The 23,968-nt window shown below is 61.3% G+C and carries 23 protein-coding genes; 8 read left to right on the top strand and 15 right to left on the bottom strand.

The features are described from left to right. The 3 genes from J2X43_RS18290 to J2X43_RS18300 form a co-directional block, all read left to right on the top strand. Window positions 1-248, top strand: a 248-nt coding sequence (locus J2X43_RS18290) for a hypothetical protein (protein ID WP_310296044.1), incomplete at its 5' end; no start/stop codon positions are given. A 163-nt stretch (window positions 249-411) separates the two neighbouring features. Then, a complete protein-coding gene (locus J2X43_RS18295) occupies window positions 412-2,349 on the top strand; it encodes a M23 family metallopeptidase (protein ID WP_310296046.1) in 1,938 nt (645 codons plus the stop codon). A 221-nt stretch (window positions 2,350-2,570) separates the two neighbouring features. Then, window positions 2,571-2,702 carry a hypothetical protein gene (locus J2X43_RS18300; RefSeq protein ID WP_310296048.1) on the top strand — a complete coding sequence of 44 codons (132 nt, stop codon included), beginning with the start codon at window positions 2,571-2,573 and terminating at the stop codon, window positions 2,700-2,702. Window positions 2,703-2,802: 100 nt separating this feature from the next. Here the strand turns inward: J2X43_RS18300 and clpB are convergent, their stop codons facing one another. Together clpB and J2X43_RS18310 are read right to left on the bottom strand one after the other, a co-directional pair. After that, window positions 2,803-5,403, bottom strand: a complete 2,601-nt coding sequence (gene clpB / locus J2X43_RS18305; protein WP_310296050.1) for an ATP-dependent chaperone ClpB — start codon at window positions 5,401-5,403, stop codon at window positions 2,803-2,805. Between the two features lie 240 nt (window positions 5,404-5,643). Then, window positions 5,644-6,549 carry a S1C family serine protease gene (locus J2X43_RS18310; RefSeq protein ID WP_112386079.1) on the bottom strand — a complete coding sequence of 302 codons (906 nt, stop codon included), beginning with the start codon at window positions 6,547-6,549 and terminating at the stop codon, window positions 5,644-5,646. Window positions 6,550-6,764: 215 nt separating this feature from the next. Here J2X43_RS18310 and J2X43_RS18315 point away from each other — a divergent pair, with 215 nt between their 5' ends. Beyond that, window positions 6,765-7,643, top strand: coding sequence for a MurR/RpiR family transcriptional regulator (locus J2X43_RS18315; RefSeq protein WP_310296054.1), 879 nt, complete (start codon window positions 6,765-6,767; stop codon window positions 7,641-7,643). A 134-nt stretch (window positions 7,644-7,777) separates the two neighbouring features. On the opposite strand, the gene J2X43_RS18320 is transcribed toward J2X43_RS18315, so the two are convergent. The 5 genes from J2X43_RS18320 to J2X43_RS18340 form a co-directional block, all read right to left on the bottom strand. Continuing rightward, window positions 7,778-8,527: a DUF4167 domain-containing protein gene (locus J2X43_RS18320; protein WP_310296056.1), complete on the bottom strand. Its 750-nt coding sequence runs from the start codon at window positions 8,525-8,527 to the stop codon at window positions 7,778-7,780. A 337-nt stretch (window positions 8,528-8,864) separates the two neighbouring features. Next, on the bottom strand, window positions 8,865-9,737 hold the full coding sequence (gene prmC / locus J2X43_RS18325) for a peptide chain release factor N(5)-glutamine methyltransferase (protein WP_310296058.1): 873 nt from the start codon (window positions 9,735-9,737) through the stop codon (window positions 8,865-8,867). Further along, window positions 9,734-10,813 carry a peptide chain release factor 1 gene (gene prfA / locus J2X43_RS18330; protein WP_112386083.1) on the bottom strand — a complete coding sequence of 360 codons (1,080 nt, stop codon included), beginning with the start codon at window positions 10,811-10,813 and terminating at the stop codon, window positions 9,734-9,736. The genes prmC and prfA overlap by 4 nt, the downstream gene beginning before the upstream one ends. A gap of 28 nt (window positions 10,814-10,841) precedes the next feature. Further along, window positions 10,842-13,109 (bottom strand): phosphoenolpyruvate--protein phosphotransferase, encoded by a 2,268-nt coding sequence (gene ptsP, locus J2X43_RS18335; protein WP_310296060.1) that lies wholly within the window; start codon window positions 13,107-13,109, stop codon window positions 10,842-10,844. 92 nt (window positions 13,110-13,201) lie between these two features. Then, complete coding sequence (locus J2X43_RS18340) at window positions 13,202-14,476, bottom strand: aspartate kinase (RefSeq protein ID WP_112386085.1); 1,275 nt, start codon at window positions 14,474-14,476, stop codon at window positions 13,202-13,204. Window positions 14,477-14,955: 479 nt separating this feature from the next. Here J2X43_RS18340 and J2X43_RS18345 point away from each other — a divergent pair, with 479 nt between their 5' ends. Continuing rightward, on the top strand, window positions 14,956-16,287 hold the full coding sequence (locus J2X43_RS18345; RefSeq protein ID WP_310296063.1) for an APC family permease: 1,332 nt from the start codon (window positions 14,956-14,958) through the stop codon (window positions 16,285-16,287). A 37-nt stretch (window positions 16,288-16,324) separates the two neighbouring features. Here the strand turns inward: J2X43_RS18345 and J2X43_RS18350 are convergent, their stop codons facing one another. After that, window positions 16,325-17,107 (bottom strand): LuxR C-terminal-related transcriptional regulator, encoded by a 783-nt coding sequence (locus J2X43_RS18350; protein ID WP_310296065.1) that lies wholly within the window; start codon window positions 17,105-17,107, stop codon window positions 16,325-16,327. Window positions 17,108-17,201: 94 nt separating this feature from the next. On the opposite strand from J2X43_RS18350, the gene J2X43_RS18355 reads away from it, so the two are divergent. Continuing rightward, window positions 17,202-18,632, top strand: coding sequence for an amidase (locus tag J2X43_RS18355; protein WP_310296066.1), 1,431 nt, complete (start codon window positions 17,202-17,204; stop codon window positions 18,630-18,632). 72 nt (window positions 18,633-18,704) lie between these two features. Beyond that, window positions 18,705-19,451, top strand: coding sequence for a bifunctional 2-polyprenyl-6-hydroxyphenol methylase/3-demethylubiquinol 3-O-methyltransferase UbiG (ubiG, locus tag J2X43_RS18360; RefSeq protein WP_310296067.1), 747 nt, complete (start codon window positions 18,705-18,707; stop codon window positions 19,449-19,451). A gap of 11 nt (window positions 19,452-19,462) precedes the next feature. On the opposite strand, the gene J2X43_RS18365 is transcribed toward ubiG, so the two are convergent. From J2X43_RS18365 to J2X43_RS18385, 5 genes are read right to left on the bottom strand one after another with little or no spacing between them, the layout of a single operon-like run. Further along, a complete protein-coding gene (locus J2X43_RS18365) occupies window positions 19,463-20,041 on the bottom strand; it encodes a DUF3291 domain-containing protein (protein WP_310296068.1) in 579 nt (192 codons plus the stop codon). 1 nt (window position 20,042) lies between these two features. After that, complete coding sequence (locus J2X43_RS18370) at window positions 20,043-20,471, bottom strand: DUF1178 family protein (protein WP_310296069.1); 429 nt, start codon at window positions 20,469-20,471, stop codon at window positions 20,043-20,045. Then, complete coding sequence (locus tag J2X43_RS18375) at window positions 20,468-21,325, bottom strand: carbon-nitrogen hydrolase family protein (RefSeq protein ID WP_310296071.1); 858 nt, start codon at window positions 21,323-21,325, stop codon at window positions 20,468-20,470. Before J2X43_RS18375 ends, J2X43_RS18370 begins: the two co-directional genes overlap by 4 nt. 9 nt (window positions 21,326-21,334) lie before the next feature. Then, complete coding sequence (grxC, locus tag J2X43_RS18380; protein WP_112517668.1) at window positions 21,335-21,592, bottom strand: glutaredoxin 3; 258 nt, start codon at window positions 21,590-21,592, stop codon at window positions 21,335-21,337. Between the two features lie 33 nt (window positions 21,593-21,625). Continuing rightward, the gene (locus J2X43_RS18385) at window positions 21,626-22,402 is read right to left on the bottom strand and encodes a ComF family protein (RefSeq protein WP_310296074.1); all 777 of its coding nucleotides are present in this window, start codon (window positions 22,400-22,402) and stop codon (window positions 21,626-21,628) included. 76 nt (window positions 22,403-22,478) lie between these two features. Between J2X43_RS18385 and J2X43_RS18390 the strand changes: the two genes are divergently transcribed. Then, complete coding sequence (locus tag J2X43_RS18390) at window positions 22,479-23,360, top strand: methyltransferase domain-containing protein (protein WP_310296076.1); 882 nt, start codon at window positions 22,479-22,481, stop codon at window positions 23,358-23,360. Window positions 23,361-23,369: 9 nt separating this feature from the next. Here J2X43_RS18390 and J2X43_RS18395 read toward each other — a convergent pair whose 3' ends face one another. Continuing rightward, on the bottom strand, window positions 23,370-23,543 hold the full coding sequence (locus J2X43_RS18395; protein ID WP_112517670.1) for a Flp family type IVb pilin: 174 nt from the start codon (window positions 23,541-23,543) through the stop codon (window positions 23,370-23,372). Between the two features lie 65 nt (window positions 23,544-23,608). Continuing rightward, a complete protein-coding gene (locus J2X43_RS18400; RefSeq protein ID WP_112386097.1) occupies window positions 23,609-23,926 on the bottom strand; it encodes a hypothetical protein in 318 nt (105 codons plus the stop codon). Window positions 23,927-23,968: the final 42 nt, after the last annotated feature.

Raw genomic sequence — 23,968 nt, forward strand, 5'->3', positions numbered from 1 at the left:
GCGAAAGACTTCGTCGCCTGCAGCGCCGCCGCCCTCGTTCAGTGACGCGGCTTATACGGCTAACCCCCGCAAACAGTCAACAGCACCCAACAAAGAATTCCGATGTTTCTCATAAGCAATTGGAATTGTACGGGAATTCGAAATGGATGGCGCGGAGCACGATGATGGACGTGCTGAAAGCAGGCAGAGCGCCCGGTATTTGCCCGCTTACCCCTTCAAAAATGTGGGGCGCCATCATTCTGCCGTGACAGGAGCACAATCGATACGGATAAGGACGCAGCATTCGAGCCAGTTTCAGGTCTTACAGTCATAAGGCACCTGATTTGACTCGCGTGCGCAAAATATGCACATCTTCAGGCCCAGCCAGTACGGCCCCGAAGAAGCCCATGAAAGGACGCGGACGCAGCTGCCATGATGACGGAGAAGATGATGATCCGCTCGTTGGGCAACGAGCCGCCGCTTCTCGCCGATGGCAGGCGTGCGCCCGACAAGCGCGAGGTTTCGCTCCGCTGGCTTTCCGGCACCTTCCTGACGGGCATCACCTCCAGCATCCTCATGGGCGTTGCCCTGTTCGCCGCCCTTGACGGCCGCCAGCAGCTGGCGATCCCCGCGGAAGCCTATGCCAACGTCAATGCAGACACCCATGACGATGCCGCAGTAACCCGCGGCGGACGGCTGATTGCCCCGGCAATTGCCGCCAAGCCTTCCGACAAAGCGATCATGGAAGTCTCGACAGTCGTTCACGACGGCGACAAGGAAGTGGTGCGCCGCCAGCCCTTTTCGCATGTGAAGATGCGCCTTGCCGCAAACCACGTGGCGACCGAAGATTATCCGGATTTCGACGCGCTCTCGATTTTTTCCGCCGACGAACCGCTACCGGCACCAGCACAACGCACCGGCGCCATCTACGGCTCCGATGTCGAATCCGAAGTCGCCCTTAAGTCCGTGCCCTTCCCGACCGGCAAGAGCGACCTCAAGGTTGCCGCCGGCATGTCTTTGGAAGAAGTCGAAGAAAATGTCCGTTCCAACGGCTCCGTTCTAACGGACGGCTCATCGCAGGTGGCTGCCCTCTACTACGTCGATCCGCAGCGCTTCTCCAACGAAGACAACGATGTCGATCTGACCGCCGGTCTTTCCGCCCGCGTGCTCGAGCAGAACATGACGGTCTCAGCGCCTGAAACGATCACGCCGCAAACCGAAGAATTTGCCGACGATATCATCCCGGCGCGCCAGGATGTGCCGATCGCCAAGGCGCTGATCGATGCCGGCTACCCCGAGCCGCAGGCTACGATGCTGTCGGGCTACCTCTCTCAGCCGCTCGGCAGCGAAGAGCTCTCGAAAGGCGACGTGCTGCGCATCGGCATCATCCAGAAGGGCGAACAGGCAAGGCTGATCCGCGCCAGCGTCTATCGTGGCGCAAGGCATCTGGTCACCATCGCGCTCGATGACAAGGGCCGTTTCGTCGTCGCCAGCGAACCGCCGCATCTCGACGCGGTGGCGACCGCCTTCAGCGACGATACGCTTTCCGTACCATCGGGCCAGAATCTGCCGCGCGTCTATGACGGCATCTATCGGGCCGCTTTGTCCTACGGCATGACCAAGGACATGACGGCGCTGATCATCAAGCTTCTGGCCGCCAATGTCGATTTCCAGGCACAGCTGAAATCGAGCGATTTCCTCGAAGCCTTCTTCTCGGTCGCCGACTCGACAGGCAAGGCCACGGACGATTCCGAACTGCTCTATGTCAATGCCCGCTTCGGCGACACGGCGATCCGCTTCTACCGTTTCCAGGCCGATGATGGCAGCGTCGACTACTTCGACGAGGACGGCAAGAGCATCCGCCAGTTCCTGCTGCGCAACCCGGTTCCGAACGGTATTTTCAAATCCGGCTTCGGGATGCGTCGTCACCCGATCCTCGGCTTCGCCCGCATGCATACCGGCGTCGACTGGGCGGCACCTCGCGGCACACCGATTATCGCCACCGGCAATGGCGTCGTCGAGAAGGCTGGCTGGGATTCCGGCGGTTACGGCAACCAGACGATCGTCCGTCATGCCAATGGCTATGAATCCTCCTATAACCACCAGAGCGCCATCGCCAAGGGCGTCGTTCCCGGCGCCAAGGTCCGCCAGGGTCAGGTGATCGGCTGGGTCGGCACGACAGGTGAATCGACCGGACCGCATCTTCACTACGAGATGATCGTCAACGGCACCAAGGTCGATCCACTGCGCATCCGCCTTCCCGGCGGAAAATCGCTGGACGGCGAAGCGCTGGCGAAGTTCCAGGACGAGCGCAAGCGTATCGATACGCTGCTCAACAACCAGCCGGTCGACCAGGTCGCCAGCAAGTAGCGTCAACCGTCTTCATCCAGGCCAATGCTGGCACGGGCGAGTAGAACTCATCCGTGAAAATTTCGATTCAAGTAGAATCCGTTTGAAGTAGAATATTCGAAAGTGATTCGGCATCGGTTTAGCTAAATGATTTGGCGGGCGACATGGAATCGAGCGATACATTCGAAACGTGGGCATTGTGCAAGGCGCATGAAATCCTTTCGAAAGAAGGATTTCTCCTGATGGACGCAGCACAGGCCCTGGACAAGAAACGAACCAAATCCAACGCCTTTCTGCTGCGCAATGCCATTGCCCGCTCCCTGATGGAAGCGGCAAGCCTGCGCGGCGTTCAGGCGGCTGGCGAAACGGCCTGACACGTCGGAAGACCGCAAAATGACCGATCGGCGCGCATGAAAATGCCGCCCCGGATGTCTCGCGGGACGGCACATCATCTCATCATCGAGCGCGTGCGGTTTACGCCGCTTCGCTGACGGTCTGCCGGGTCCGGAACAGCAGCCGGTCGGAGCCATTCGTCACCTTGACCGTCGAACCATCGGGCACTTCGCCCGACAGGATCTGTTCGGCCAGCGGATCCTGAACATATTTCTGGATCACGCGCTTCAGCGGACGGGCGCCGTAAACCGGATCATAGCCCTTGTTGGCCAGCCAGTTGCGGGCATCCTCGTCAAGATCGATGATGATCTTGCGCTCGGAGAGCAGAGCCACCAGCCGCTTCAGCTGAATATCGACGATTGCGCCCATTTCCTCGCGCTTCAGCCGGTGGAACAGGATGATGTCGTCGATACGGTTCAGGAATTCCGGACGGAAATGCGCCTTGACGACGTCCATCACCTGTTCGCGAACGCTTTCGCTGTCCTCACCCTCGGAAAGCTGGGTCAGATAGTCTGCACCCAGGTTCGAGGTCATGATGATCATCGTGTTGCGGAAATCGACCGTGCGGCCCTGACCATCGGTCAGGCGGCCATCATCGAGAACCTGCAGCAGGATGTTGAAGACATCCGGATGCGCCTTCTCGATCTCGTCGAACAGCACGACCTGATAGGGCCGGCGGCGGACGGCTTCCGTCAGCGCACCACCCTCATCATAGCCGACATAGCCGGGAGGGGCACCAATCAGCCGGGCCACGGAGTGCTTCTCCATGTACTCGGACATATCCATGCGCACCATCGCCGTCTCGTCGTCGAACAGGAAGCGGGCGAGCGCTTTCGTCAGCTCGGTCTTGCCGACGCCGGTCGGGCCGAGGAAGATAAACGAGCCGATCGGCCGGTTCGGATCCTGAAGACCCGCGCGGGCACGGCGCACCGCGCGCGACACGGCCTGTACCGCATCACCCTGACCGATCACCGATTTCGCCAGCTCGTCTTCCATCCTCAGCAGCTTGTCGCGTTCGCCTTCCAGCATCTTGTCGACAGGGATACCAGTCCAGCGGGAAACGATATGGGCGATATTGTCGGGAGTCACGACCTCCTGCACCATCGCGCCGCGATCGCCATCCTGCTTTTCGGCATCGGTAAGCTGCTTCTCGAGCTCCGGGATCACCCCGTAGGTCAATTCGCCGGCGCGCTGGAATTCACCCTTGCGCTGGGCGATCGCCAGCTCATTGCGGGCTTCGTCGAGCTGCTTCTTGATATCCGCGGCAAGGCCGAGCTTCTGCTTTTCCGACTGCCAGCGGGCGGTCAGGGCATCGGCTTCCTCTTCGAGATCGGTAAGCTCGGTCTCCAGCCGCTTCAGCCGGTCGGCGGAGGCGACGTCGGTTTCCTTCTTCAGCGCTTCGCGCTCGATCTTCAGCTGCATGATGCGGCGATCGAGTTCGTCGAGCTCTTCCGGCTTGGAATCGACCTGCATGCGCAGGCGGGCAGCTGCCTCGTCCATGAGGTCGATCGCCTTGTCCGGCAGGAACCGGTCGGTGATGTAGCGGTTCGACAGCGTCGCAGCCGCGACCAGGGACGAATCCGAGATACGGACCTTGTGATGCTGCTCGTATTTTTCCTTCAGGCCGCGCAGGATCGAGATCGTATCCTCGACCGTCGGCTCATCGACGACAACGGGCTGGAAGCGGCGGGCAAGGGCCGGATCCTTCTCGACATGCTTGCGGTATTCGTCGAGCGTGGTCGCACCGACGCAATGCAGCTCGCCGCGGGCAAGAGCAGGCTTCAAGAGATTGGACGCATCCATCGCGCCATCGGCCTTGCCGGCGCCGACAAGCGTGTGCATTTCGTCGATGAAGAGAATGATCTCGCCGTTCTCGGACTGAACTTCGTTCAGCACCGCCTTCAGGCGTTCCTCGAACTCGCCGCGGAACTTCGCACCGGCAATCAGCGCACCCATGTCGAGCGCCATCAGCTTCTTGTCCTTGAGGCTTTCAGGGACGTCGCCATTGACGATGCGCAACGCGAGCCCCTCGACGATGGCGGTCTTGCCGACGCCGGGTTCGCCGATCAGCACCGGGTTGTTCTTGGTGCGCCGGGAGAGAACCTGGATGGTGCGGCGGATTTCGTCGTCGCGTCCGATCACGGGGTCGAGCCTGCCTTCGCGGGCCTCGGCAGTGAGATCGCGTGCGTATTTCTTCAGGGAATCGAAGCCCTGTTCGGCATTGGCGGAGTCTGCCGTCCGGCCCTTGCGGATTTCATTGATGACCTGGTTGAGGCTCTGCGCCGAAACGCCAGCACTCTTCAGCGCCGCAGATGTCGAAGCCGAAGACTCGATCGCCAGCGCCTGCAGCAGCCGCTCGACGGTGACGAAGCTGTCGCCGGCCTTCTTCGCAGCCTCTTCGGCCGTCGAGAACACTTTCGCAAGCGGGGCCGCGAGATAGATGTTACCACTACCGCCCGACACTTTGGGAAGCTTTGCAAGAGCGGCATCATTAGCGAGACGCGCGGCCTTGGCGTCGCCGCCGGCACGCTCGATCAGCGAGGCAGCCATGCCCTGATCGTCGTCGAGCAGCACTTTCAACACGTGCTCGGGCGTAAACTGCTGGTGGCCCTGGGCCAAAGCGTAGGTCTGAGCGGACTGGACGAAGCCGCGAACGCGCTCGGAGTATTTTTCGATATTCATGCTGTACCTCCATGGATCGCCCTGCCCTGAAGAGGCACAGGCCGATGATTGAGATTGAGCTCCCTGAAAAGGCAAGCCCGGCTCCACCGTTTTGGGATTTCGGCGAAGCAATCGGAGAGGAATATGGTGGGATATCGCAGCAGTTTAAAGGGGGATTGCATTGAAAAGCGGCAGCGATTGCTGCCGCTCGCTCAGGATTTTTCAAGAGCCGCGAAACGCGTCGCGCAGAACGCCGAAGACCTATTGAAGCTGCGGCTTTTTAAGGAAGCTGTTGCGGTCGGCGGACTTGATGCGCAGCCAGGCTTCGCGCCCGTCGCGCAGCACGCGCATCGGGATTTCGGCACCGGCCGAACCGCTTTCCCAGACCTTGCGATAGAAATCCGCAAGTCCTTCCACTTCGCCGTCCCGGATTTCGGAGATGACGTCACCCCGCTTCAGCCCGGCCTTGGCTGCAGGACCATCCGGCGCCACGCTCATGACGATGACCTCGCCGTTGTTCTCCGCCGAAAAAGCGCCGAGCCAAGGCCGCGCAGGCTTGTTGATCTGGCCGCGATTGAGCAGGTCGTCGAGGATCGGGCGCAAAAGATCGATCGGCACCGTCATGTTGATATCCGCGACGTCACCATCCTTTGCCATCTGCAGCCGGAGCGAACCGATGCCGAGCAGCTTGCCCTCGGCATCGACAAGAGCAGCGCCGCCCCAGGAGGGATGGGCGGGCGCCGTGAAAATCGCCTCGTCGAGCAGATATTCCCAGTAGCCTGCGAACTCCTGTTTGGCGACGATATTGGCCCGGACGAACTGCCCAATACCATCAGCCAGCATCACGGGATCACCGACCTTGGCGTCCGATGAATTGCCGAGCGGCAGTGCAGGAAGGTCGAGCGCACCGAGCGCCTGGATCAGGCCGAAGCCGGTTTCCTGATCATAGGCAAGCGCGTGCCCGGCAACAACATGACCATCCTGGCGCGTGAGCCAAACCTCTTCGGCTTCTGTGATCAGGTAGCCGATGGTCAGCACAAGGCCGTTTTCACGAATGACGACGCCACTGCCTTCTCTGACTGTGCCGAGCGTGGCGGCGGTAAAGGCGTCCTCGGCTATGGAGGAGCGAACGGCCACAATTGACCGCAAAATCTGATCTGTATTCATCTCTTTATCCTGACCGCAGATGCGCTGGCCGAAAGCGGGGCTGTCAGGACAGCGCACTAGGATAAAGGTATGAACTGGGCGCGGCGAGCGCAAGCTTTGCAATCACAGATCCGTGCGGGGATGACATGCCGCCATGGCTAAGCCGGTGATTTTCCGTATCTATCAGCAGAAAATTCGGATATTCGCGATTCCGTGATCGCAATGAGGGGAAGCAGATGGAAACCAGCGACCGGGCCTCTGGCGTGCTCAGGCAGCATTTCGACCAACATCGAACGCAGCTGAGCCGCTCGGAGCTTGCCGTTGCCGAATATCTGGTTGCGCTGCCAATCGACGTGCTGATCTTCAAGAGCGCCGAAGAGATCGCCTCCGATGCGGGCACCAGCGACGCCACCGTCATCCGCACGGCGCGCCGCCTCGGCTTCAGTGGCCTGCCGGAGCTGAAACGCGTCTGCAGCCGCACGATGGCGAAGACCATTCCGACCAGCGACCGCCTGGAACAACGCTTTCGCGGCACCGGCAGCGAACTACCGAAAGTCGCGCAACAGATGTTCGCGACAGCCCGCGAGGTTCTCACCTCGACCGAGGAGCAGTTTGATGAGCAGATGCTGTCCGTAGCCGTTTCGCTGCTGGAGGGCGCCGATACCGTCTGGTGTCTTGGAATGGGGACCGCCGAGGTCGAGGCCCGCCATTGCGCCATGGCACTCAGCCGCGCCGGATTGAGAACAAGATGGTCCGGCGCATCGGGCTTCACGCTTGCCAACGATCTGCTCGATCTCCGTGCAAGCGATGTCGTCGTGCTTTTCAATGCGGTGCATGAAACAGCCGAATTTTCGATGGTTGCCAGCCAGATGAGCGAGATCGGCTGCAAGCTCATCCTCGTCTGCGGCGTTCAGCTGCGGGCGCTCTACAAGGACAAGGTCGATGCGCTGCTGACCTGCATCGGTTCGCCCTCCAAGCTCGCAAGCTGGACCCTCGGCGCCATCGTCACCGGCGACATGCTTGCCTACGGCGTTGCCGTCAGAAATCAGTCCCGTGCGATCGAGACGAAGCGCCGGCTTGCAGGCTTGCGGGCAAAGGCAGAGCGCAGGAACTGATGCGACAACCGCGGCAAATTCGTCGGCCACCGCGGACATTCTTCCTCAATGCCTCGATCGCTTTCCAGAACGGGACGCCTCAACGAAAAAGGCCGCCCTCAAGGCGGCCTTTCTTATTCCATTAGCAGAAATGCTTATTCCGAAGCGGCGTCAGCCAGTGCGGGAGCGTCGGCTGCGGCCTCGCCTTCACCCTCACCGCTGGCGCGGCGCGGACGACGGGGGCGGCTGCCGGTGCTGCGGCGGCGCGGCTGGCGCTCGCTCGACTGGCCGCCTTCCTCTTCCATCGAAACTTCGACAGGAATGCCCTCGATCTCAGGCTGCGGACCCGTGCCGTCGATAACCTCGGCAGCGACGACCGGAGCCGGCGCTTCGCGGCGCGGCTCACGTTCGGCGCGCGGTTCCCGGGGCTCCCGCTGCTCGCGGGGTTCACGGGGCTCGCGTTGTTCACGCTGCTGGTGCTGTTCGCGCGGCTGCTGTTGATCGCGCGGCGGCTGAACAACGACCACATCGTCGTTATCACCATCCACATCGTCGCCATTCTCGGCGCCGTCCTGGTATTCGCCACGGTCGTCGCGCTGGAAGCGCTCCTGCATTTGCGCCTGAGCACTCGCGATGATGCGGTTATAATGCTCGGCATGCTGAAGATAGTTCTCGGCCATGACGCGATCGCCGGAGCTCTGGGCATCACGGGCGAGCTGAGCATATTTTTCAGCAATGTTCTGGGCCGTGCCGCGAACCTTTACGTCCGGACCCGAGCTGTCGTAGGTCCGTGTCAGCGGATTGCCACCCTTGCGGTTGAAGTTGTTGTTATTGTTGCTTCCGCCGCCGCCATTGTTGTTGCTGCCACGCCCTCGACCGCGCTTGTTCTGCTGTCCTGGCCTCATCGATCGTTCACCTGAATTCTCTGTTTGTGTGGAGTTAAGGCACCGACCGCAATGCCGGAAACCGGTCAGAGCTTTCGTGCCGCAAGCATGATGCGCCTTCGCGCCGACCTGCCGCTTGTTCTCAAGTCATATTGACTGATTCACGCATTGGGTCGTGTTCAACCTTTGAAACTCTCGTTTAAAAGAGTGGACCCCCGAGGCTGACCAAGTACCGAACGAATCTTCGTTCCTTCTTGGGTGCCCAACGCGTGAGCGCAACCTATCTTGCTTCCCGGGGAAATCCAAGCCTTTTCTTCGCAATAGCAATATCGTCCTGTTTAATGCTGCAATTTGTCGCTCAGACATTCAGTGCGAACAAGAGCACTCGGTCATTCTGGCCGTAATCTTTGACGGACGCGAGACGCTGGAAGCCTGCAGCTTCGAAAACCGCAGTGACGTCGTCCCGCTGATCGTATCCGATCTCCAGTCCGACGATACCGTCTGGCCGCAAGAACCTCGCTGCATCCTTGGCTATCGCTCTGTAGGCGTCAAGCCCATCCGGACCGCCATCCAAAGCGGCCACAGGATCAAATTTCGTCACTTCGGGAGCGAGATCGTGAACGACCTTGGAAGCAATATAGGGCGGATTTGAGACGATCGCATGAAAGCGTCCTTCGATGTTCTCGAACCAGATGGATCGCAAAGCCTCGAAGCGTCCCTGAAGCCCGTTTCTTGCGGCGTTTGCTTTCGCTGTTGCCAGTGCATCAGAAGAGATATCGCTGCCAATTCCCTTGGCCTGCGGGAGTTCGCTCAAAAGCGCCAGGCATATTGCCCCCGTTCCCGTGCCTATATCAAGGATATGGAGATCGGCGCCCGAACTTGCAAGGCTCCTTAAATAGGGAAGCATCACGTCGACGAGGATTTCGGTGTCAGGCCGCGGCTCTAGTGTACCCGCCGACAGCAACAGCGGCAGGCCGTAAAATTCACGCTCGCCGAGAATGCGGTGGACGGGTTCGTGCTGCAGCCGCCGCTCGATGGCGGCGTCGATCACCGCGATCTTGTCACCGGCTAGAGCCTCGTTCGCCCGCGTCAGCATTTCAGTCGCCGAAAGGCCGAGCAATCCGGCCACGAGCAGACGGGCATCCGTTGCGGGATCGGCGATCCCGGCTTCCGTGAAGCGGCGGCGGGCTTCGGAAAGAACCGCCGAAACCGTTCGCCCGCTTGCCGTCATTGCTGTTCGCCGAGGCTGGCGAGCTGGCTTGCCTGATAGTCGGCCAGCAACGCATCGACGACTTCGTCGATCTCGCCGACCATCATCCGGTCGAGCTTGTAGAGCGTCAGGTTGATGCGGTGATCGGTGATGCGGCCCTGCGGGAAATTATAGGTGCGGATGCGCTCGGAGCGATCGCCCGAGCCAACCTGGCTCTTGCGGTCGGCAGAACGCTCGCTGTCGGCCCTCTGGCGCTCGGCATCATACAGACGCGACCGGAGCACCTGCATGGCTTTCGCTCTATTTTGGTGCTGCGACTTTTCGGAGCTGGTGACGACAATGCCGGTCGGCAGGTGCGTGATGCGCACCGCGGAGTCCGTCGTGTTGACGTGCTGGCCGCCAGCGCCCGACGAGCGCATCGTATCGATGCGGATGTCTTCTGCCCGGATTTCGATATCGATTTCTTCGGCTTCCGGCAAAACGGCCACCGTCGCGGCCGATGTATGGATACGCCCGCCTGCTTCCGTCTCCGGCACGCGCTGAACACGGTGTACGCCGGATTCGAATTTCAGCTTGGCGAACACGCCGCGGCCAGTGATCGTCGCAATGATTTCCTTGAAGCCGCCGGCTTCACCCTCGCTCGACGACAGGACCTCGACCTTCCAGCCATTGGCAGCCGCAAAGCGCTCGTACATGCGGAACAGATCACCGGCAAAAAGCGCGGCTTCGGAACCACCGGTTCCGGCGCGAATTTCCAGGATCGCGCTCTTCTCGTCGGCCGCATCCTTCGGCAGCAGCAGTATCTGGATTTCCTGCTCCAGCCCCTCGATCCGCTCCTTCACATCGGGATATTCAAGCTCCGCCAGCTCGCGCATATCGCGATCGACAGACTTGTCCTCCAGCAGCACTTCCAGATCGGCAAATTCATCAACGGCCTTCTGATAGGCGCGGATCTTGCCGACCACGGGCTGCAGCTCGGAATATTCGGAGGCGAGCTTCACATAGACGTCGGCCGCAGGGCCTGCGGACATGCGCGCTTCGATCTCGCCGAAGCGGCGTTCCAGCTCGCGCATCTTTTCCAGGGGAAGCTTCGCCACCCTTCACTCCAATTCTTCTTATCGTTGTCTAAAGGGGAATATTGTGGCTGCTGGCGAAACGGACAAGAATGTCGCGCACGGATTCAGTGCCATGCTTATCGTCAAGCGCCTCGTCCATCAGCTTCGAAAGCGCCGAAACGTCGAGCCCGAGCAGCATCGCCTTCACCGGTCCGATCGAGGCCGGCGACATCGAGACCGAGCGGAAGCCGATCCCCAATAGCGCCATTGCCGAGATCGGCTTGCCGGCCAGCTCACCGCACAGCGTCACGGTCGTGTTATTGCGTTCGCCGGCGCGGGTGATGTCGCGCAGGATCCGCAGGAACGGACGTCCGAGCGTATCGAAACGGTCGGAAACGCGGGCATTGCCGCGGTCGACAGCCATCGAGAACTGGAACAGGTCATTGGAGCCAACCGACACGAAATCCGCCGCTTCCATCAGTTCATCCAGCTGCCAGAGCAGCGCCGGAACCTCGAGCATCGCGCCGAACTGCAGCTTGCGCGGCAGGCCGTGGCCGAAGCGGGAGAGATGCTGCACTTCCTTCTGCAACAACTCGCGGACTGCCTTCAGCTCCGAAACCTCGGTGACCATCGGCACCATGATCTTCAGCTCGGTTCCGGCGGCAGCCTTGAGCATCGCACGAAGCTGGGTACGCAGAAGGCCAGGACGGTCGAGCGACAGGCGGATAGCCCGCCAGCCGAGTGCCGGGTTTTCTTCCTCGTGGCCACGGAAATAGGGAACGACCTTATCGCCGCCGATATCCAGCGTGCGGAACGTCACCGGACGCCCGGCCGCCTGCTTCAGGACATTGCGGTAAAAGGTTTCCTGCTCATCCGCCTTCGGCATCGTCGAGGCGATCATGAACTGCAGCTCGGTGCGGAACAGACCGATGCCCTCGGCACCGGATTCCGCCAGCTGGGGCAGATCGACGAGCAGACCGGCATTCATCTGCAGTGCAATACGCTTGCCGTCCTTGGTAACGGGTTCGACAGCTCGCAAGGCGCGGAACTGCTCCTGCTTGCGGGCGCGGAAGCGCACCTTCTCCTCATAAGAGCGCTGCAGGTCCTGCATCGGGCGCAGGTGAACATGACCTTCGTCACCATCGACGATCGCCGCATCGCCGTTTTCAGCGAGCGCAACGACGCCCGCTGCCTGGCCGATGACAGCAATGCCCATGGCGCGCGCGACGATGACCACGTGGCTCGTCACCGCGCCTTCTTCCAATACAAGACCCCGAACATTCGCCCGCGGATAGTCGAGTAGTTCGGCAGCCCCCATGGCGCGCGCAAAAATGATCGCATCGTTCGGGAAGCCGTCGGCGGTGGTCCGGCCGCTATAGCCGGTCAGCTGCCTGAGAAGACGGTTGGCCAGATCCTCAAAATCATGCATCCGTTCGCGGAGGTAGGGATCGGTCAGGCGCATCATCCGCGCCTTGGTGTCCGATTGCACCTTCTCAACGGCCGCTTCCGCCGTCAGGCCGTTGCGGATCGCTTCTTCCAGCTTGCGCACCCAGCCCTGGTCATGCGCGAACATCCGGTAGGTTTCGAGAACCTCGCGGTGCTCGCCCTCCATGGAGACATCACGGCGCGACAGCATGTCGTCGATCGACAGCCTGAGCGAGCCCATCGACTCCGCGAGGCGACGGATTTCCTTGTCCGAATCCTCGTTCAGCAGATTGGTGACGACGATCCGCGGCTCGTGCAGCACGACGTAGCCGAGGCCGATGCCTTCGTTATAGGTATCGCCGTCGATCGTCACGGCACGCGTCAGGTCGAGCTCGAGGCCAGGCTTGGTGATCTTCTTGAGTTCGCCGGTGGCGATCATCTCGGCGAGCACCATCGCCGTCGTTTCCAGCGCTTCCAGCTCTTCGTCGCGATAATTGCGGCTGGCCTTGTTCTGCACGACGAGAACGCCGAGCGAGCGCCCGGTTCTCAGGATCGGCACACCAAGGAAGGAATGATAGATCTCTTCGCCGGTTTCCGGCAGATAGCGGAAGGCCGGATGCGACTGCGCGTCGGAAAGATTGAGCGGCTGCGCGGAAGCGGCAATCGTACCGACGAGACCCTGTCCCATCTTCAATTGCGAAAGGTGAACGGCTTCCTTGTTCAGACCTTCGGTCGCATAGAGCTCGAGCACGCCGTCGGCACGCAGCACGTAGACCGAGCAGACCTCGGCAACCATGTTGCCAGCAATCTGGCGAACGATCCGGTCGAGTCGCTCCTGCGGCTCCAGCGGTTCCGCCATCAACTCGCGCAACCGCTTGAGCAGTACGCGCGGACCACCGGACAGGTCTCTCATTGCGTCTCAAGCTCCCCGAAACAAACGCCTAATGCGGCCAGCAGAACCGGCCGCATCTCTTCATCTCGAAGGGGCGGCCCGCCCGCTGGGAATCAATTCTTATCCAGACCGTAGCAGGAATGCAAAGTTCTGACAGCGAGTTCCGCATACGGACCGTCGATCAGGATAGAAATCTTGATCTCCGACGTGGTGATCGCCTTGATGTTGATACCCTTTTCCGCAAGCGCGCGGAAGGCCGTTGCGGCGACGCCAGCGTGCGAGCGCATGCCGATGCCGATGACGGATACCTTCACAAGGCCGGATTCGTGCTGGACAACGTCGTAGCCGATAGCCGGCTTGTTGTCCGACAGGACCTTGATCGCCTTGTCGACGTCACCCGACGGAACCGTAAAGGTCATGTCGGTCTTCGAGCCGTCCTCGGAAATATTCTGGACGATCATATCGACATTGATGTGGTTTTCGGCCAGCGGTCCGAAGATCGCGGCGGAAACGCCCGGCCGGTCGGCAAGACGGCGAAGCGAGATCTGAGCTTCATCCTTGGCATAGGCGATGCCGGTGACTACTTCCTGTTCCACGATTTCATCCTCGTCACAAATCAGCGTTCCGGGCGGATTCAAGAAGTCACCCATGCCCGGAGCATCGGGATCTTCGAAAGAGGAGCGTACGAAGGTACGAACCTTGTGCACCATGGCAAGCTCGACGGAGCGAACCTGCAAAACCTTGGCGCCGAGCGATGCCATTTCGAGCATTTCCTCGAAGGCGATTTTCTTCAGGCGGCGTGCCTGCGGCACGATGCGCGGATCGGTCGTGTAGACGCCATCGACGTCGGTATAAATATCGCAGCGGTCAGCCTTCAACGCCGCGGCAACGGCAACGGCAGAGGTATCAGAACCGCCGCGGCCGAGCGTTGCGATGCGATTATCGGGGCCGATACCCTGGAAGCCGGCGATGACGGCAACCTGTCCCTCGCCCATGCGCTTGACGATATCCGCACCGTCGATTTCCTGGATGCGGGCGGCGCCATGGGCATTGTCCGTGCGGATGGCGATCTGCCAGCCCTGCCAGGAGCGCGCATTGATGTCCATGGCCTGCAGCGCGATCGCCAGCAGACCGGCAGTCACCTGCTCACCCGACGCAACGACGGCATCGTATTCGCGCGCATCGTAGAATGGCGAGTTGGCGCCGACGACCTTCGGCATGTTCTGCACCCAGCCGACCAGCTCGTTGGTTTTGCCCGACATCGCCGAAACGACGACCGCGACCTCGTGGCCCGCGTCGACTTCGCGTTTCACATGGCGGGCAACGTTCTTGATGCGGTCCAGATCGGCGACGGATGTTCCGCCGAATTTCATAACGATGCGTGCCATAAGCCTCTACCACAGCCAGCGCCTGATACCGGATCGGGATTTTCCGGAAGCTCGCGCGCCATTGACAAACCACCGGGAGAGACGATCGCCAGACCCGGCATCCAAAGCCAGTCGGACCGCAGGCCGGAGCGCTCGAATTGGGAGTTCTGGAACGCTTCTGAAGCCTTGGCGCCCAAGGGCTCAAGTTGCGGCGTCTCTTAGCGGCTTTGCAGGGGGGTGGCAAGGTCGCCTTCAGGCGATTGGCGGTACGGTGGCGCAAAGTTTTCGATCGTGAGCCGGACAGGCATTTGGAAAGGCCCGGAGGCGTCTTTTACAGCCACTCTTCATAACACCTTGGGGTTATGTTCGATCCCGTTCCGCTCGTTCATCTTTTCTTCATAAATAAAAAATGCGGGCGGTGACCTGCGCGGAACAGCTATAAGAATTGCACTGCGCAGCTACCGGGAAGATCAATCAACAACTCTTCGCGGAGGCGGAACATGAACACCACAGTAAAACTCGACCGCGCATTGGGCCTCTGGTCCGTTGTGCTCTTCGGTCTGGCCTATATGACGCCGATGATCGTCTTCGGCACCTTCGGCGCACTTGCTGCCGCAAGCCAGGGCACAACAGCGATGGCCTATCTCGTTGCCGCCGCCGCCATTCTGCTGACGGCGATCAGCTACGGCGTCATGGCCCGCGTCTACCCGGTTGCCGGCTCCGCCTACACCTATGCGCGCCGCTCGATCAGCCCCAGCATCGGTTTCCTCGTCGGCTGGGCGGTTCTGCTCGATTACTTCTTCCTGCCGATGGTCATCTGGCTGATCGGCGCCGCCTATCTGACCTCGGCATTTCCGGCGATCCCGGCCTATGTCTGGATCATCGGCTTCATCGTGCTCACCACGCTGGTCAATGTCGTCGGCATCGCCTTCGCAAACCGCGTCAATTTCATCCTGATGCTGCTGCAGCTCGCCGTTCTGATCGCCTTCGTGTTCCTGGCTGCCCGTTACGTCATGGCCGCGAGCGGTCCCGCCGGTCTTGTCTCGGCAACGCCGTTCTTCAAGACTGACGTGCCCTTCTCCGCATCGATCGCCGGTGCCGCGATCGCCGCCTATTCTTTCCTCGGCTTTGACGCCGTCTCGACGCTGACCGAGGAAACCAAGGATGCCAAGCGCACCATGCCGCGCGCCATCCTCATCACCGCCCTTGCCGGTGGCCTGATCTTCGTCGTGGCTGCCTACATCACACAGCTTGCCCATCCCGGCATGGACTTCGTCTCCGTCGATGCCGCTGCCAGCGAAATCGCCAAGATGATCGGCGGCGACGTCTTCGTCACCATCTTCCTCGCAACGCTCGTCGTCGCCCAGTTCACCTCGGGTCTCGCCGCCCAGGCAAGCGTCGGCCGCCTGTTGTTTGCCATGGGCCGCGACAACGTGCTGCCCTCATCGATCTTCGGCAGCCTGCATCCGAAGTGGCACACGCCGATCATCAACCTGATCCTCGTCGGCATCGTCGGCCTGCTGGCGCTGACCATGGACGTCACCACCTCGACCTCCTTCATCAACTTCGGCGCCTTCCTGGCCTTCACCGCCGTCAACATCTCGGTTATCGCGCTCTATCTGAAGGGTGACCAGCAGGTGAAGCCACTCGGCGCACTTGTCGGCCTCGTCATCCCGGCACTGGCCGCCGTCTGCGACCTGTTCCTGCTCTGGAACCTCGACGAACATGCCAAGGTTCTCGGCCTGATCTGGCTGGTGATCGGCATCGGCTACCTCGCCTACCTGACGCGCTTCTTCCAGTCCGCGCCTCCCGAAATGGATTTTGCAGAATAACGTCCGCCAAGCGCCAGCCCGGCCGGCAACGGCCGGGCTATGCCAGAAACAGCCGGAACAGCTCGGCCTGGCTAGAAATATTGAGTTTCGAGTAGATCTGCCGGCGGTGCACCTTCACGGTATTGGGCGAAAGCTCCAGCACGGCCGCAAGCGAGAGGTTGGAATGCCCCTTGAGGATCAGCGTCACGATCTCGAGTTCACGCTTGGTCAGCAGCGGATGCTCGATCCGCGCCGCCGGAGCCGCGTTCTTGATCTCCAGCGACAGGCCGGAGACATGGAACCAATGACGGCCAGCCAGAGCGCAAACCAGTGGCGCTGCCGACCGCAAGCGCTGCAAGTCCTCTTCCGAAAACAGCGCCGCATTGCCGGTCCGCGACAGGGAAAGCACGGCGATATAGCCATTCTCCAGCGTCAGGACGAAGCCGATCTCGTCGAGGATCTCGGTGGTCGCGTAATGAATGCGGAAATACTCGGTCTGCGCAAAGTCGTCTGGCGCGATCTCGCGCATCACGATCATCCGCGCACTACTGTCGGCACGCACCGCATCGTAGAAGGGATCGAGCACGAAGGCGCCGGCCAGATATCGGTCGACGATCAGCGCCCGCTCGGCCACGATCTTCTCGTTGTAGAGATCGAAGGCGTGAGCATCGGGCGAGTAGGTGAAGCCATTCATCATCTGAAACGGCGAAAGCAGCCGGAGCGCCGCGGCAAGCGCATCCGGAAAGGACCGCGAACCGATGGCATTCGCTGCCTGAGCGAGAGCAGCATTCCAGACGTCGAAGGCCGGCATCTGGGCAGTTGGTCTCGAAACGGAATTCATGGATCGTCCTGGAAATCACAGGCCCGATAGGGCTTGAAACACAGCAAGCACTCTTTCAAAGCGAAATGCAATGACCCCGATGGAACATGCTCACATGACGACGAAACCGGCAGACGCCACTATTTCGCACCCGCTGGATCTTCCCGCGATCCAGATTGCCCGCGGTATCCGCGAAGGGCAGTTCAGTTCCGAATCCATCGTCTCGGAATCGATCCGCCGCGCCAGGCTGGTGACCGCGAGGCTGAACGCCTTCACCGTCATTCGCGAGGATCAGGCGCTGGAAGCCGCCCGCGCTGCCGACCGCGCGGTCGCGCGTGGCGAAGCCGCCGTGCCGCTTCACGGCGTACCCTTCGCGGCGAAGGACCTGACACCGACCGAGGGCGATCTGACGACGCTTGGCTCTTGGACAAGGGGTGATTGGGTTCCCGGCGAAACGGCGCTCGTCGTCCGCCGCTTGCAGGAGGCCGGCGGCATCCTGATGGGCAAGACTGCTACCCCCGAATTTGCCTATGCAAGCTTCACCCACAGCCCGCGCTGGGGCGTGACGCGCAATCCTTGGAATCCCGAGCGTACGCCCGGCGGCTCATCCGGCGGCTCGGCAGTGGCTGTCGCAACCGGCGTCGTGCCCTTCGCCGAAGGCACGGATATGGGCGGCTCGGTCAGAATTCCGGCCGCACTCAGCGGCACCGTCGGCCTGAAACCCAGCCTCGGCCGCATCCCGATGACCATTCTTCCCAGCGTCTTCGACAATATTTCGCATTTCGGCCCGCTGGCCCGCACCGTCTCCGACGCCGTCTCCTTCATGGAAGCGACCTCCGGCCCAAGCGACGAAGACATCTCCTCGCTGCCTATCGGCTTCGCTTCCGATGTGGCGAAAGCAGGCAGCCTCAAGGGCAAGCGCTTCGCACTCTCGATCGATCTTGGCTACTACCAGATCGAGCCCGAAGTCGAACACCTCGTCCGCAGCGCCGCTGACGAGCTTCGCCGTGCGGGCGCCATTGTCGATGAGGTCCCTATGCAATGGACCCGCGCCGTCAATGACGAGTGGTTCGACATCTGGTGCGTCTTCATGTCGGGTTTCTTTGGCGACACGATCGAGACTCACCGCGAAAAGATGGATCCGGCCGTCGTCTCGATGATCGAGCGCGGACTTGCGATGAATGCGACCGCCTACAAGCGCATCGAGCTGCTGCGCACCCGCATGTGGCAGGACATGGCCGCTCTCTTCCAGACCTATGATGCGCTGCTCTGCCCGACCTGCGCCGTCACCGCACCGCTCGCCACCGAATGCGACGACGATTATGTCGCGACCGGCTCGGACGGCCGTTTCATCGGTCTCGACATGACCTGTCCCTTCAACATGCTGCCGCAGCTGCCTGCCCTCTCGCTGCCTGTCGGCCTTGCGTCGAATGGCCTGCCTGTCGGCCTGCAAATTGTCGGGCGGCGCTTTGCGGATGAGAGCGTGCTTTCGATGGCGGCGGCACTCGAGGCCCGGCTCGCAGTGCCGAGACTGCCCGCCCCTTGACTTATGCTGCCGATCGTCCGACTTCACTGCTGACGAATGCAAGGAGCAGACCGATGAGCAAGGAGCAGACCGATGAGCGAAGCCGCGAAGAGCACGATCGACCAGAGCGAAGTTGACCGCTTCTCGGCGATGGCGGCGGAGTGGTGGAGCCCGACTGGCAAGTTCAAGCCGCTACACAAGTTCAATCCGGTGCGGCTGACCTATATCCGTGACAAGGCGGCGGAGAACTTCGGGCTTGGTCCGAAAAAACCGAAGCCGCTCGAAGGGCTGCGCGTTCTCGATATCGGCTGCGGCGGCGGACTGCTGTCGGAGCCCGTAGCGCGGATGGGCGCCACAGTCGTCGGCGCCGACCCCTCTGAGAAGAACATCGGTATCGCCTCCACCCATGCCAAGGCATCGGGTGTTTCGGTCGATTACCGCGCTGTCACGGCCGAGCAGCTCGCCGAGGCCGGCGAGACCTTCGATATCGTTTTGAACATGGAAGTCGTCGAGCACGTTGCGGACGTGGAGTTCTTCATGTCGACCTGCGCCAGGATGGTCCGCCCCGGCGGGATGATGTTCGTCGCCACCATCAACAGAACAATGAAGGCCGCCGCACTGGCGATCTTCGCCGCTGAAAACATCCTCCGCTGGCTACCGCGCGGCACGCATCAATATGAGAAGCTGGTGCGGCCCGAAGAGCTGGAAAAGCCGATGACGGAAAACGGCCTCGAAATCATCGACCGCACGGGCGTGTTCTTCAATCCGCTTTCCAATCAGTGGAACCTGTCGAAAGACATGGACGTCAACTACATGCTGCTGGCGAAACGCCCGCGGTGAGAGGGACGCCTTCAGATCGTCAGCTTGCTAACCCGTTCGAGCAGATCCTGCTGGCGTTCGGCGTTACGCGCTGCAAGCTCCTTGACCCGCTCCCGATCGATCGACAACTCGGCACCATCAGGCCCGAAAGGCTGCTTGAACGTGAATGCGTGCGGGCTTGGCCCGTGGTCGTCGAGATGCTCGAGCCGCTGAGCACCCTCCGCCCAATCCGGCCGATGCGTTGCGGAAACCCACCAGAGCACGAGTGGCGGCCATGACGGCTTTACGTTCCAGCTTCGGGCATTCTTGAGCGCCTCGGCATGCACGCCATTGTAGCTGAACGCCATAAGCGACTCGATATCAGCCCAGAGTGAGAGCGATGATGGCGCGGACGTGAAGCCGCTGCCTTCGATGTAACGCGGAAAGACTTGCCCACCCCAGCTTCTGGTGCCGGGCACGCCCGGATAGCCCGAGCGCCCGAGGAAACCGCTGGCACGCGTCACCGCCTCGAAGTTCAGCGGCTCGCGCAGGACAAAGCCCTGGATGGTCTCGCTTTCCGGAGGAGCGACGTGGAGGCCAAAATTGTAGAAGGCCAGGCGCTCCGTCTTCATGTCAGTTCACGTCATCTGGCAGAACCGGCAGCGCCGCTATCTCGATGCCTTCGTCGATCAACTCTTGCGCCTCATGCGCGGTCGCCTGACCGATGATACCGCGTGCATCCGCCTCGCCGTAATGGATCTTGCGCGCCTCTTCGGGAAACTTGGTGCCGACGTCTTCAGAGTTCGCCTTGACCTCGGCAACCGCCTGCTTGAGCTTCTGGAACGCTTCGCGGCGCATCGCATCCATGGCGACGGTCTTGATTTCGTCCTTCTTGCGCGCCGTCGAAACCGAAGGCGCCATCAGCACCTTCGAGATCGCTGCGGACTGACAGACCGGACAGGTCAGAAAGCCGGAGGCCAGCTGACGATCGAAATCAGCACTCTCGGAGAACCAGCCTTCAAATTCGTGCGCATTATCGCAACTGAGGGAATAGCGGATCAAGCGGCCGCGCCCCCGCTCATTGCTGCCGGTATCTTCTCGATCGAAAACTCACGGCCATTCTTCAGGTTCGGGATCTTGTCATGCGCCGCCTTGACGGCGGCAGGATCGATATCGGCAACGATGACGGCCTCACCTGTTCCGCCTGCAGAAGCCAGCACGCGACCCCAGGGATCGATGATCATCGAATGCCCGAAGGTCTCGCGTCCATCCTCGTGAACGCCGGCTTGCGCCGCCGCAATGACGAAGACGCCGTTTTCGATGGCGCGGGCGCGCAGCAGGATTTCCCAATGCGCCTCACCGGTCTGCTTGGTGAATGCGGCAGGCACCGTAATGACCTCAGCACCGGCAACGGCCTGTGCCCGGAAAAGCGCGGGGAAGCGGACGTCGTAGCAGATGGTGAAGCCCATTTCGGCAAACGGCAGCGAAACAACGCGGGCCTCGGAACCAGGCCTGTAGGCCGCGCTTTCACGCCAGCTCTCGCCATTATCGAGATCGACATCGAACATGTGGATCTTGTCGTAGCGGTTCAGCACCTTGCCATCAGGTCCAAACAGAAAGCCGCGATTGGCCATCTTGCCGTCGTCGAGCGCAATCGCTGTCGAGCCGACATGCATGTGGATGCCGAGTTCGGCAGCAAGCTCGGACGCCGTCCGCACGATGATGTCATCGGCTTCGCCACGCAACACCGCCTTGGCGGCTGCCCGGTCCCGCTGCAGCATTCCGGTCATCTCGGGTGTCTGGATATAGGTCGCGCCCTGTGCGGCGGCCTCACGAACCAGCCGCGCCATCGACATGGCGTTTCGAGCCGGATCGACACCTGAACACATTTGAACGGCAGCAGCCTTGAAGACCATGGTTTCGGCTCAGGCTGCGAGCATCGGGTCGAGCTTGCCGGCCCGATCGAGTGCGAAGAGGTCGTCGCAACCGCCGACATGTTCGCCGCCGATGAAAATCTGCGGGAATGTCGACCGGCCATTCGACTTGCCGATCATCTCCTGGCGGAGATCGGGAGAGAAGGTCGCGTCATGCTCGACATAATCGACGCCCTTCTGTTCGAGAAGGGATTTTGCGCGTGCGCAATAGCCGCAAGCCTGCCGCGTATATATCGTTACCGGTGTCATCTCTGTCTCCAGACGAGTGCCTGTTTTCACTAGTCATATAGGTTCTGAAAGGGCCCTTGCAAAGGTCAAAACACTGATGTCGGCGGCCCCCGCCTTGCGCAAGGCGCGCGTTGCCGCAGCCACTGTCGCCCCTGTCGTATAAACGTCGTCGACGAGCACGACACGTTTGCCGAAGACGTCGTTTTCGTGGCCGCGCGCCAGCGCGAAGGCTCCCCGGACATTGTCCTCGCGGGCACGGGCGCCGAGACCAACCTGCTGCTCGGTCCGTTTGACGCGCAAAAGCGTTGCCGGAAGCAGCGGCTTGCCGGATAGGCTGGCAATATGCCGCGCCAGCTCGGCTGCCTGATTGAACTTGCGCGACAACAGCCGCGAGCGATGCAAGGGCACCGGAATGATTGCGTCGCAAATCTCGACTGTGCCGTCGGCCGCTCGCAGCATCCAGCCCGCCATCATCGGTGCCAGATCGACACGGTCGCGATATTTGAGGCCATGAACGAGATCGCGGACGGCCTCGTCATGGATGGCGGCAGAGCGCAGCCGGTCGAAGGGCGGCGGGTTTGCGATCGCTTCGGCACAGAGAATTCCGGCGCCAAGATCGTGCGAGAAGGGAAGTCCGAGAACCTCGCAATAGGGCCGCTCGATGAAGCGCACGCCAGACCAGCATTTGGCACATAGCCCTCGATGCCCCGCGGTCAGCACCCCGCACGCCGAACAGGCAGGCGGGTAAACCAGATCCGCAAGTATGCGAAAGGGCTGGAGGACAAGCGTCCGTCCGGATTCTCTCAGCCTGCCGAAATCGATCGCCCCCATAGACGAAAGCTAGCTGGTTTTCCAGCAAAGGAAAATCCGTCTTGCCGCTTGAGAATGACGGGACTATTCACGTCGCATGGATATCATTTTCGACAGGGCGGCGATCGCCGCACACCGCCACCGCGCCTTGCAGGCAGGCGATCCGAAGGCAGCGTTCCTTCTCGATATCGCCGCCGAGGAGCTGGCCGAGAGACTGTCGGTGGTCGAGCGCACCTTCGAGCACGCCGTCGAACTGCACGGCGCGACGGGCGCGGCGGCGCGCGCCGCATTGGCAACAGGCAAGATCGGCGATCTCAGGCGCATCGAAGTGCAGGATGTTTCCGGCGCTCCCGGCGAACTTCAGATCGCGCCGCTGGAGGACGTTCCGCTCGAACCGCAATCCGCCAACCTCGTCATCGCGCCGCTCAGCCTGCATCTGACCAACGACACGCCCGGCGTCTTCATCCAGATCAGGCGTGCGCTGCGGCCTGACGGCCTGTTCCTGGCAGCCATTCCCGGCGCTGGAACGCTGCAGGAACTGCGCGACGTTCTCCTTGCGACCGAGGCCGAAATGACCGGCGGCGCCAGCCCCCGCGTCATTCCCTTTGCCGATGTGCGCGATGCCGGCGGATTGTTGCAGCGCGCCGGCTTCTCGCTGCCTGTCATCGATGCCGAAACCTATACGGTGCGCTACGATTCGATCTTTCCCCTGATGAAGGATCTGCGGGCGATGGGCATGACGAATCCGCTCGCCGCGCGCAGCCGCAAGCCACTGACCCGCGCCTTCTTTCTGCGCGCAGCCGAAATCTACGCCGAGCGCTACTCCGATCCGGATGGCCGGATCCGCGCGACGTTCTCGATCATCTACGTCTCGGGATGGGCTCCTCATGAGAGCCAGCAGAAGCCCCTTCAGCCGGGATCGGCGAAGGCACGCCTTGCCGATGCTCTACGCGTCGAAGAGCACAAACTGAAGCAGTGAAGCGCTGATTTACGGGTTGTGGGCGGCTATCGTGTTGCTGACATTCGTCAGTACGTTCTGGAGATTGTTGCCGAAGGTACCGACACCGGCAATGATGCCGACGGATATCAACGCCGCTAGCAAACCATACTCAACGGCGGTGGCGCCGCGGATATCCGCGATCAAAGCCTTCAGAGAACGCATTACCCCCAACCTTTCCCGCATATGGCGGTGACCTTTTCCTCTGCGCCCCGGCAGACGGTCTTCCCTCAGCAGCCGGCGCCCGAACCGTACCCCTGGACGACGCAGACGGAGCCAGGGCTTTCCTGGAGCACGCTGCGGCGGATTGTGTAGCGCTTGCCGTTCTCGGTCTTGGGGATCGAGCCCGTCGTGATGTTGTCGAATTCCGTCGGCACGCTGGCAAACACGCTGGACTTCGATTTATCGGCGAGCATCGGCGTGAGGATCAACGTCAGGGCGACCGCGGCTGTGCCGAACAGCAAGGCAAGATTAAGCGCGCCCGTCCTGCGCGAGGCATTCGAGCTCTGCTGCTTCTCTCTGACTGCTTTCCAGAAATCGTCGTCCATCCGTCAAGCCTTTACACACACACGCCAGTTGCTTGATTGAGG

Source organism: Rhizobium sp. BE258, from assembly GCF_031457345.1.
In the GTDB taxonomy this organism is placed as follows: domain Bacteria; phylum Pseudomonadota; class Alphaproteobacteria; order Rhizobiales; family Rhizobiaceae; genus Rhizobium.

What these genes read in the sequence shown, in the direction of transcription:
- J2X43_RS18295 (WP_310296046.1), top strand. Translation starts at nt 412, where the DNA reads ATGATGACGGAGAAGATGATGATCCGCTCGTTGGGCAACGAGCCGCCG.
- J2X43_RS18300 (WP_310296048.1), top strand. Translation starts at nt 2,571, where the DNA reads ATGGACGCAGCACAGGCCCTGGACAAGAAACGAACCAAATCCAACGCC.
- clpB (WP_310296050.1), bottom strand. Translation starts at nt 5,403, where the DNA reads ATGAATATCGAAAAATACTCCGAGCGCGTTCGCGGCTTCGTCCAGTCC.
- J2X43_RS18310 (WP_112386079.1), bottom strand. Translation starts at nt 6,549, where the DNA reads ATGAATACAGATCAGATTTTGCGGTCAATTGTGGCCGTTCGCTCCTCC.
- J2X43_RS18315 (WP_310296054.1), top strand. Translation starts at nt 6,765, where the DNA reads ATGGAAACCAGCGACCGGGCCTCTGGCGTGCTCAGGCAGCATTTCGAC.
- J2X43_RS18320 (WP_310296056.1), bottom strand. Translation starts at nt 8,527, where the DNA reads ATGAGGCCAGGACAGCAGAACAAGCGCGGTCGAGGGCGTGGCAGCAAC.
- prmC (WP_310296058.1), bottom strand. Translation starts at nt 9,737, where the DNA reads ATGACGGCAAGCGGGCGAACGGTTTCGGCGGTTCTTTCCGAAGCCCGC.
- ptsP (WP_310296060.1), bottom strand. Translation starts at nt 13,109, where the DNA reads ATGAGAGACCTGTCCGGTGGTCCGCGCGTACTGCTCAAGCGGTTGCGC.
- J2X43_RS18340 (WP_112386085.1), bottom strand. Translation starts at nt 14,476, where the DNA reads ATGGCACGCATCGTTATGAAATTCGGCGGAACATCCGTCGCCGATCTG.
- J2X43_RS18345 (WP_310296063.1), top strand. Translation starts at nt 14,956, where the DNA reads ATGAACACCACAGTAAAACTCGACCGCGCATTGGGCCTCTGGTCCGTT.
- J2X43_RS18350 (WP_310296065.1), bottom strand. Translation starts at nt 17,107, where the DNA reads ATGAATTCCGTTTCGAGACCAACTGCCCAGATGCCGGCCTTCGACGTC.
- J2X43_RS18355 (WP_310296066.1), top strand. Translation starts at nt 17,202, where the DNA reads ATGACGACGAAACCGGCAGACGCCACTATTTCGCACCCGCTGGATCTT.
- ubiG (WP_310296067.1), top strand. Translation starts at nt 18,705, where the DNA reads ATGAGCGAAGCCGCGAAGAGCACGATCGACCAGAGCGAAGTTGACCGC.
- J2X43_RS18365 (WP_310296068.1), bottom strand. Translation starts at nt 20,041, where the DNA reads ATGAAGACGGAGCGCCTGGCCTTCTACAATTTTGGCCTCCACGTCGCT.
- J2X43_RS18375 (WP_310296071.1), bottom strand. Translation starts at nt 21,325, where the DNA reads ATGGTCTTCAAGGCTGCTGCCGTTCAAATGTGTTCAGGTGTCGATCCG.
- grxC (WP_112517668.1), bottom strand. Translation starts at nt 21,592, where the DNA reads ATGACACCGGTAACGATATATACGCGGCAGGCTTGCGGCTATTGCGCA.
- J2X43_RS18385 (WP_310296074.1), bottom strand. Translation starts at nt 22,402, where the DNA reads ATGGGGGCGATCGATTTCGGCAGGCTGAGAGAATCCGGACGGACGCTT.
- J2X43_RS18390 (WP_310296076.1), top strand. Translation starts at nt 22,479, where the DNA reads ATGGATATCATTTTCGACAGGGCGGCGATCGCCGCACACCGCCACCGC.
- J2X43_RS18395 (WP_112517670.1), bottom strand. Translation starts at nt 23,543, where the DNA reads ATGCGTTCTCTGAAGGCTTTGATCGCGGATATCCGCGGCGCCACCGCC.
- J2X43_RS18400 (WP_112386097.1), bottom strand. Translation starts at nt 23,926, where the DNA reads ATGGACGACGATTTCTGGAAAGCAGTCAGAGAGAAGCAGCAGAGCTCG.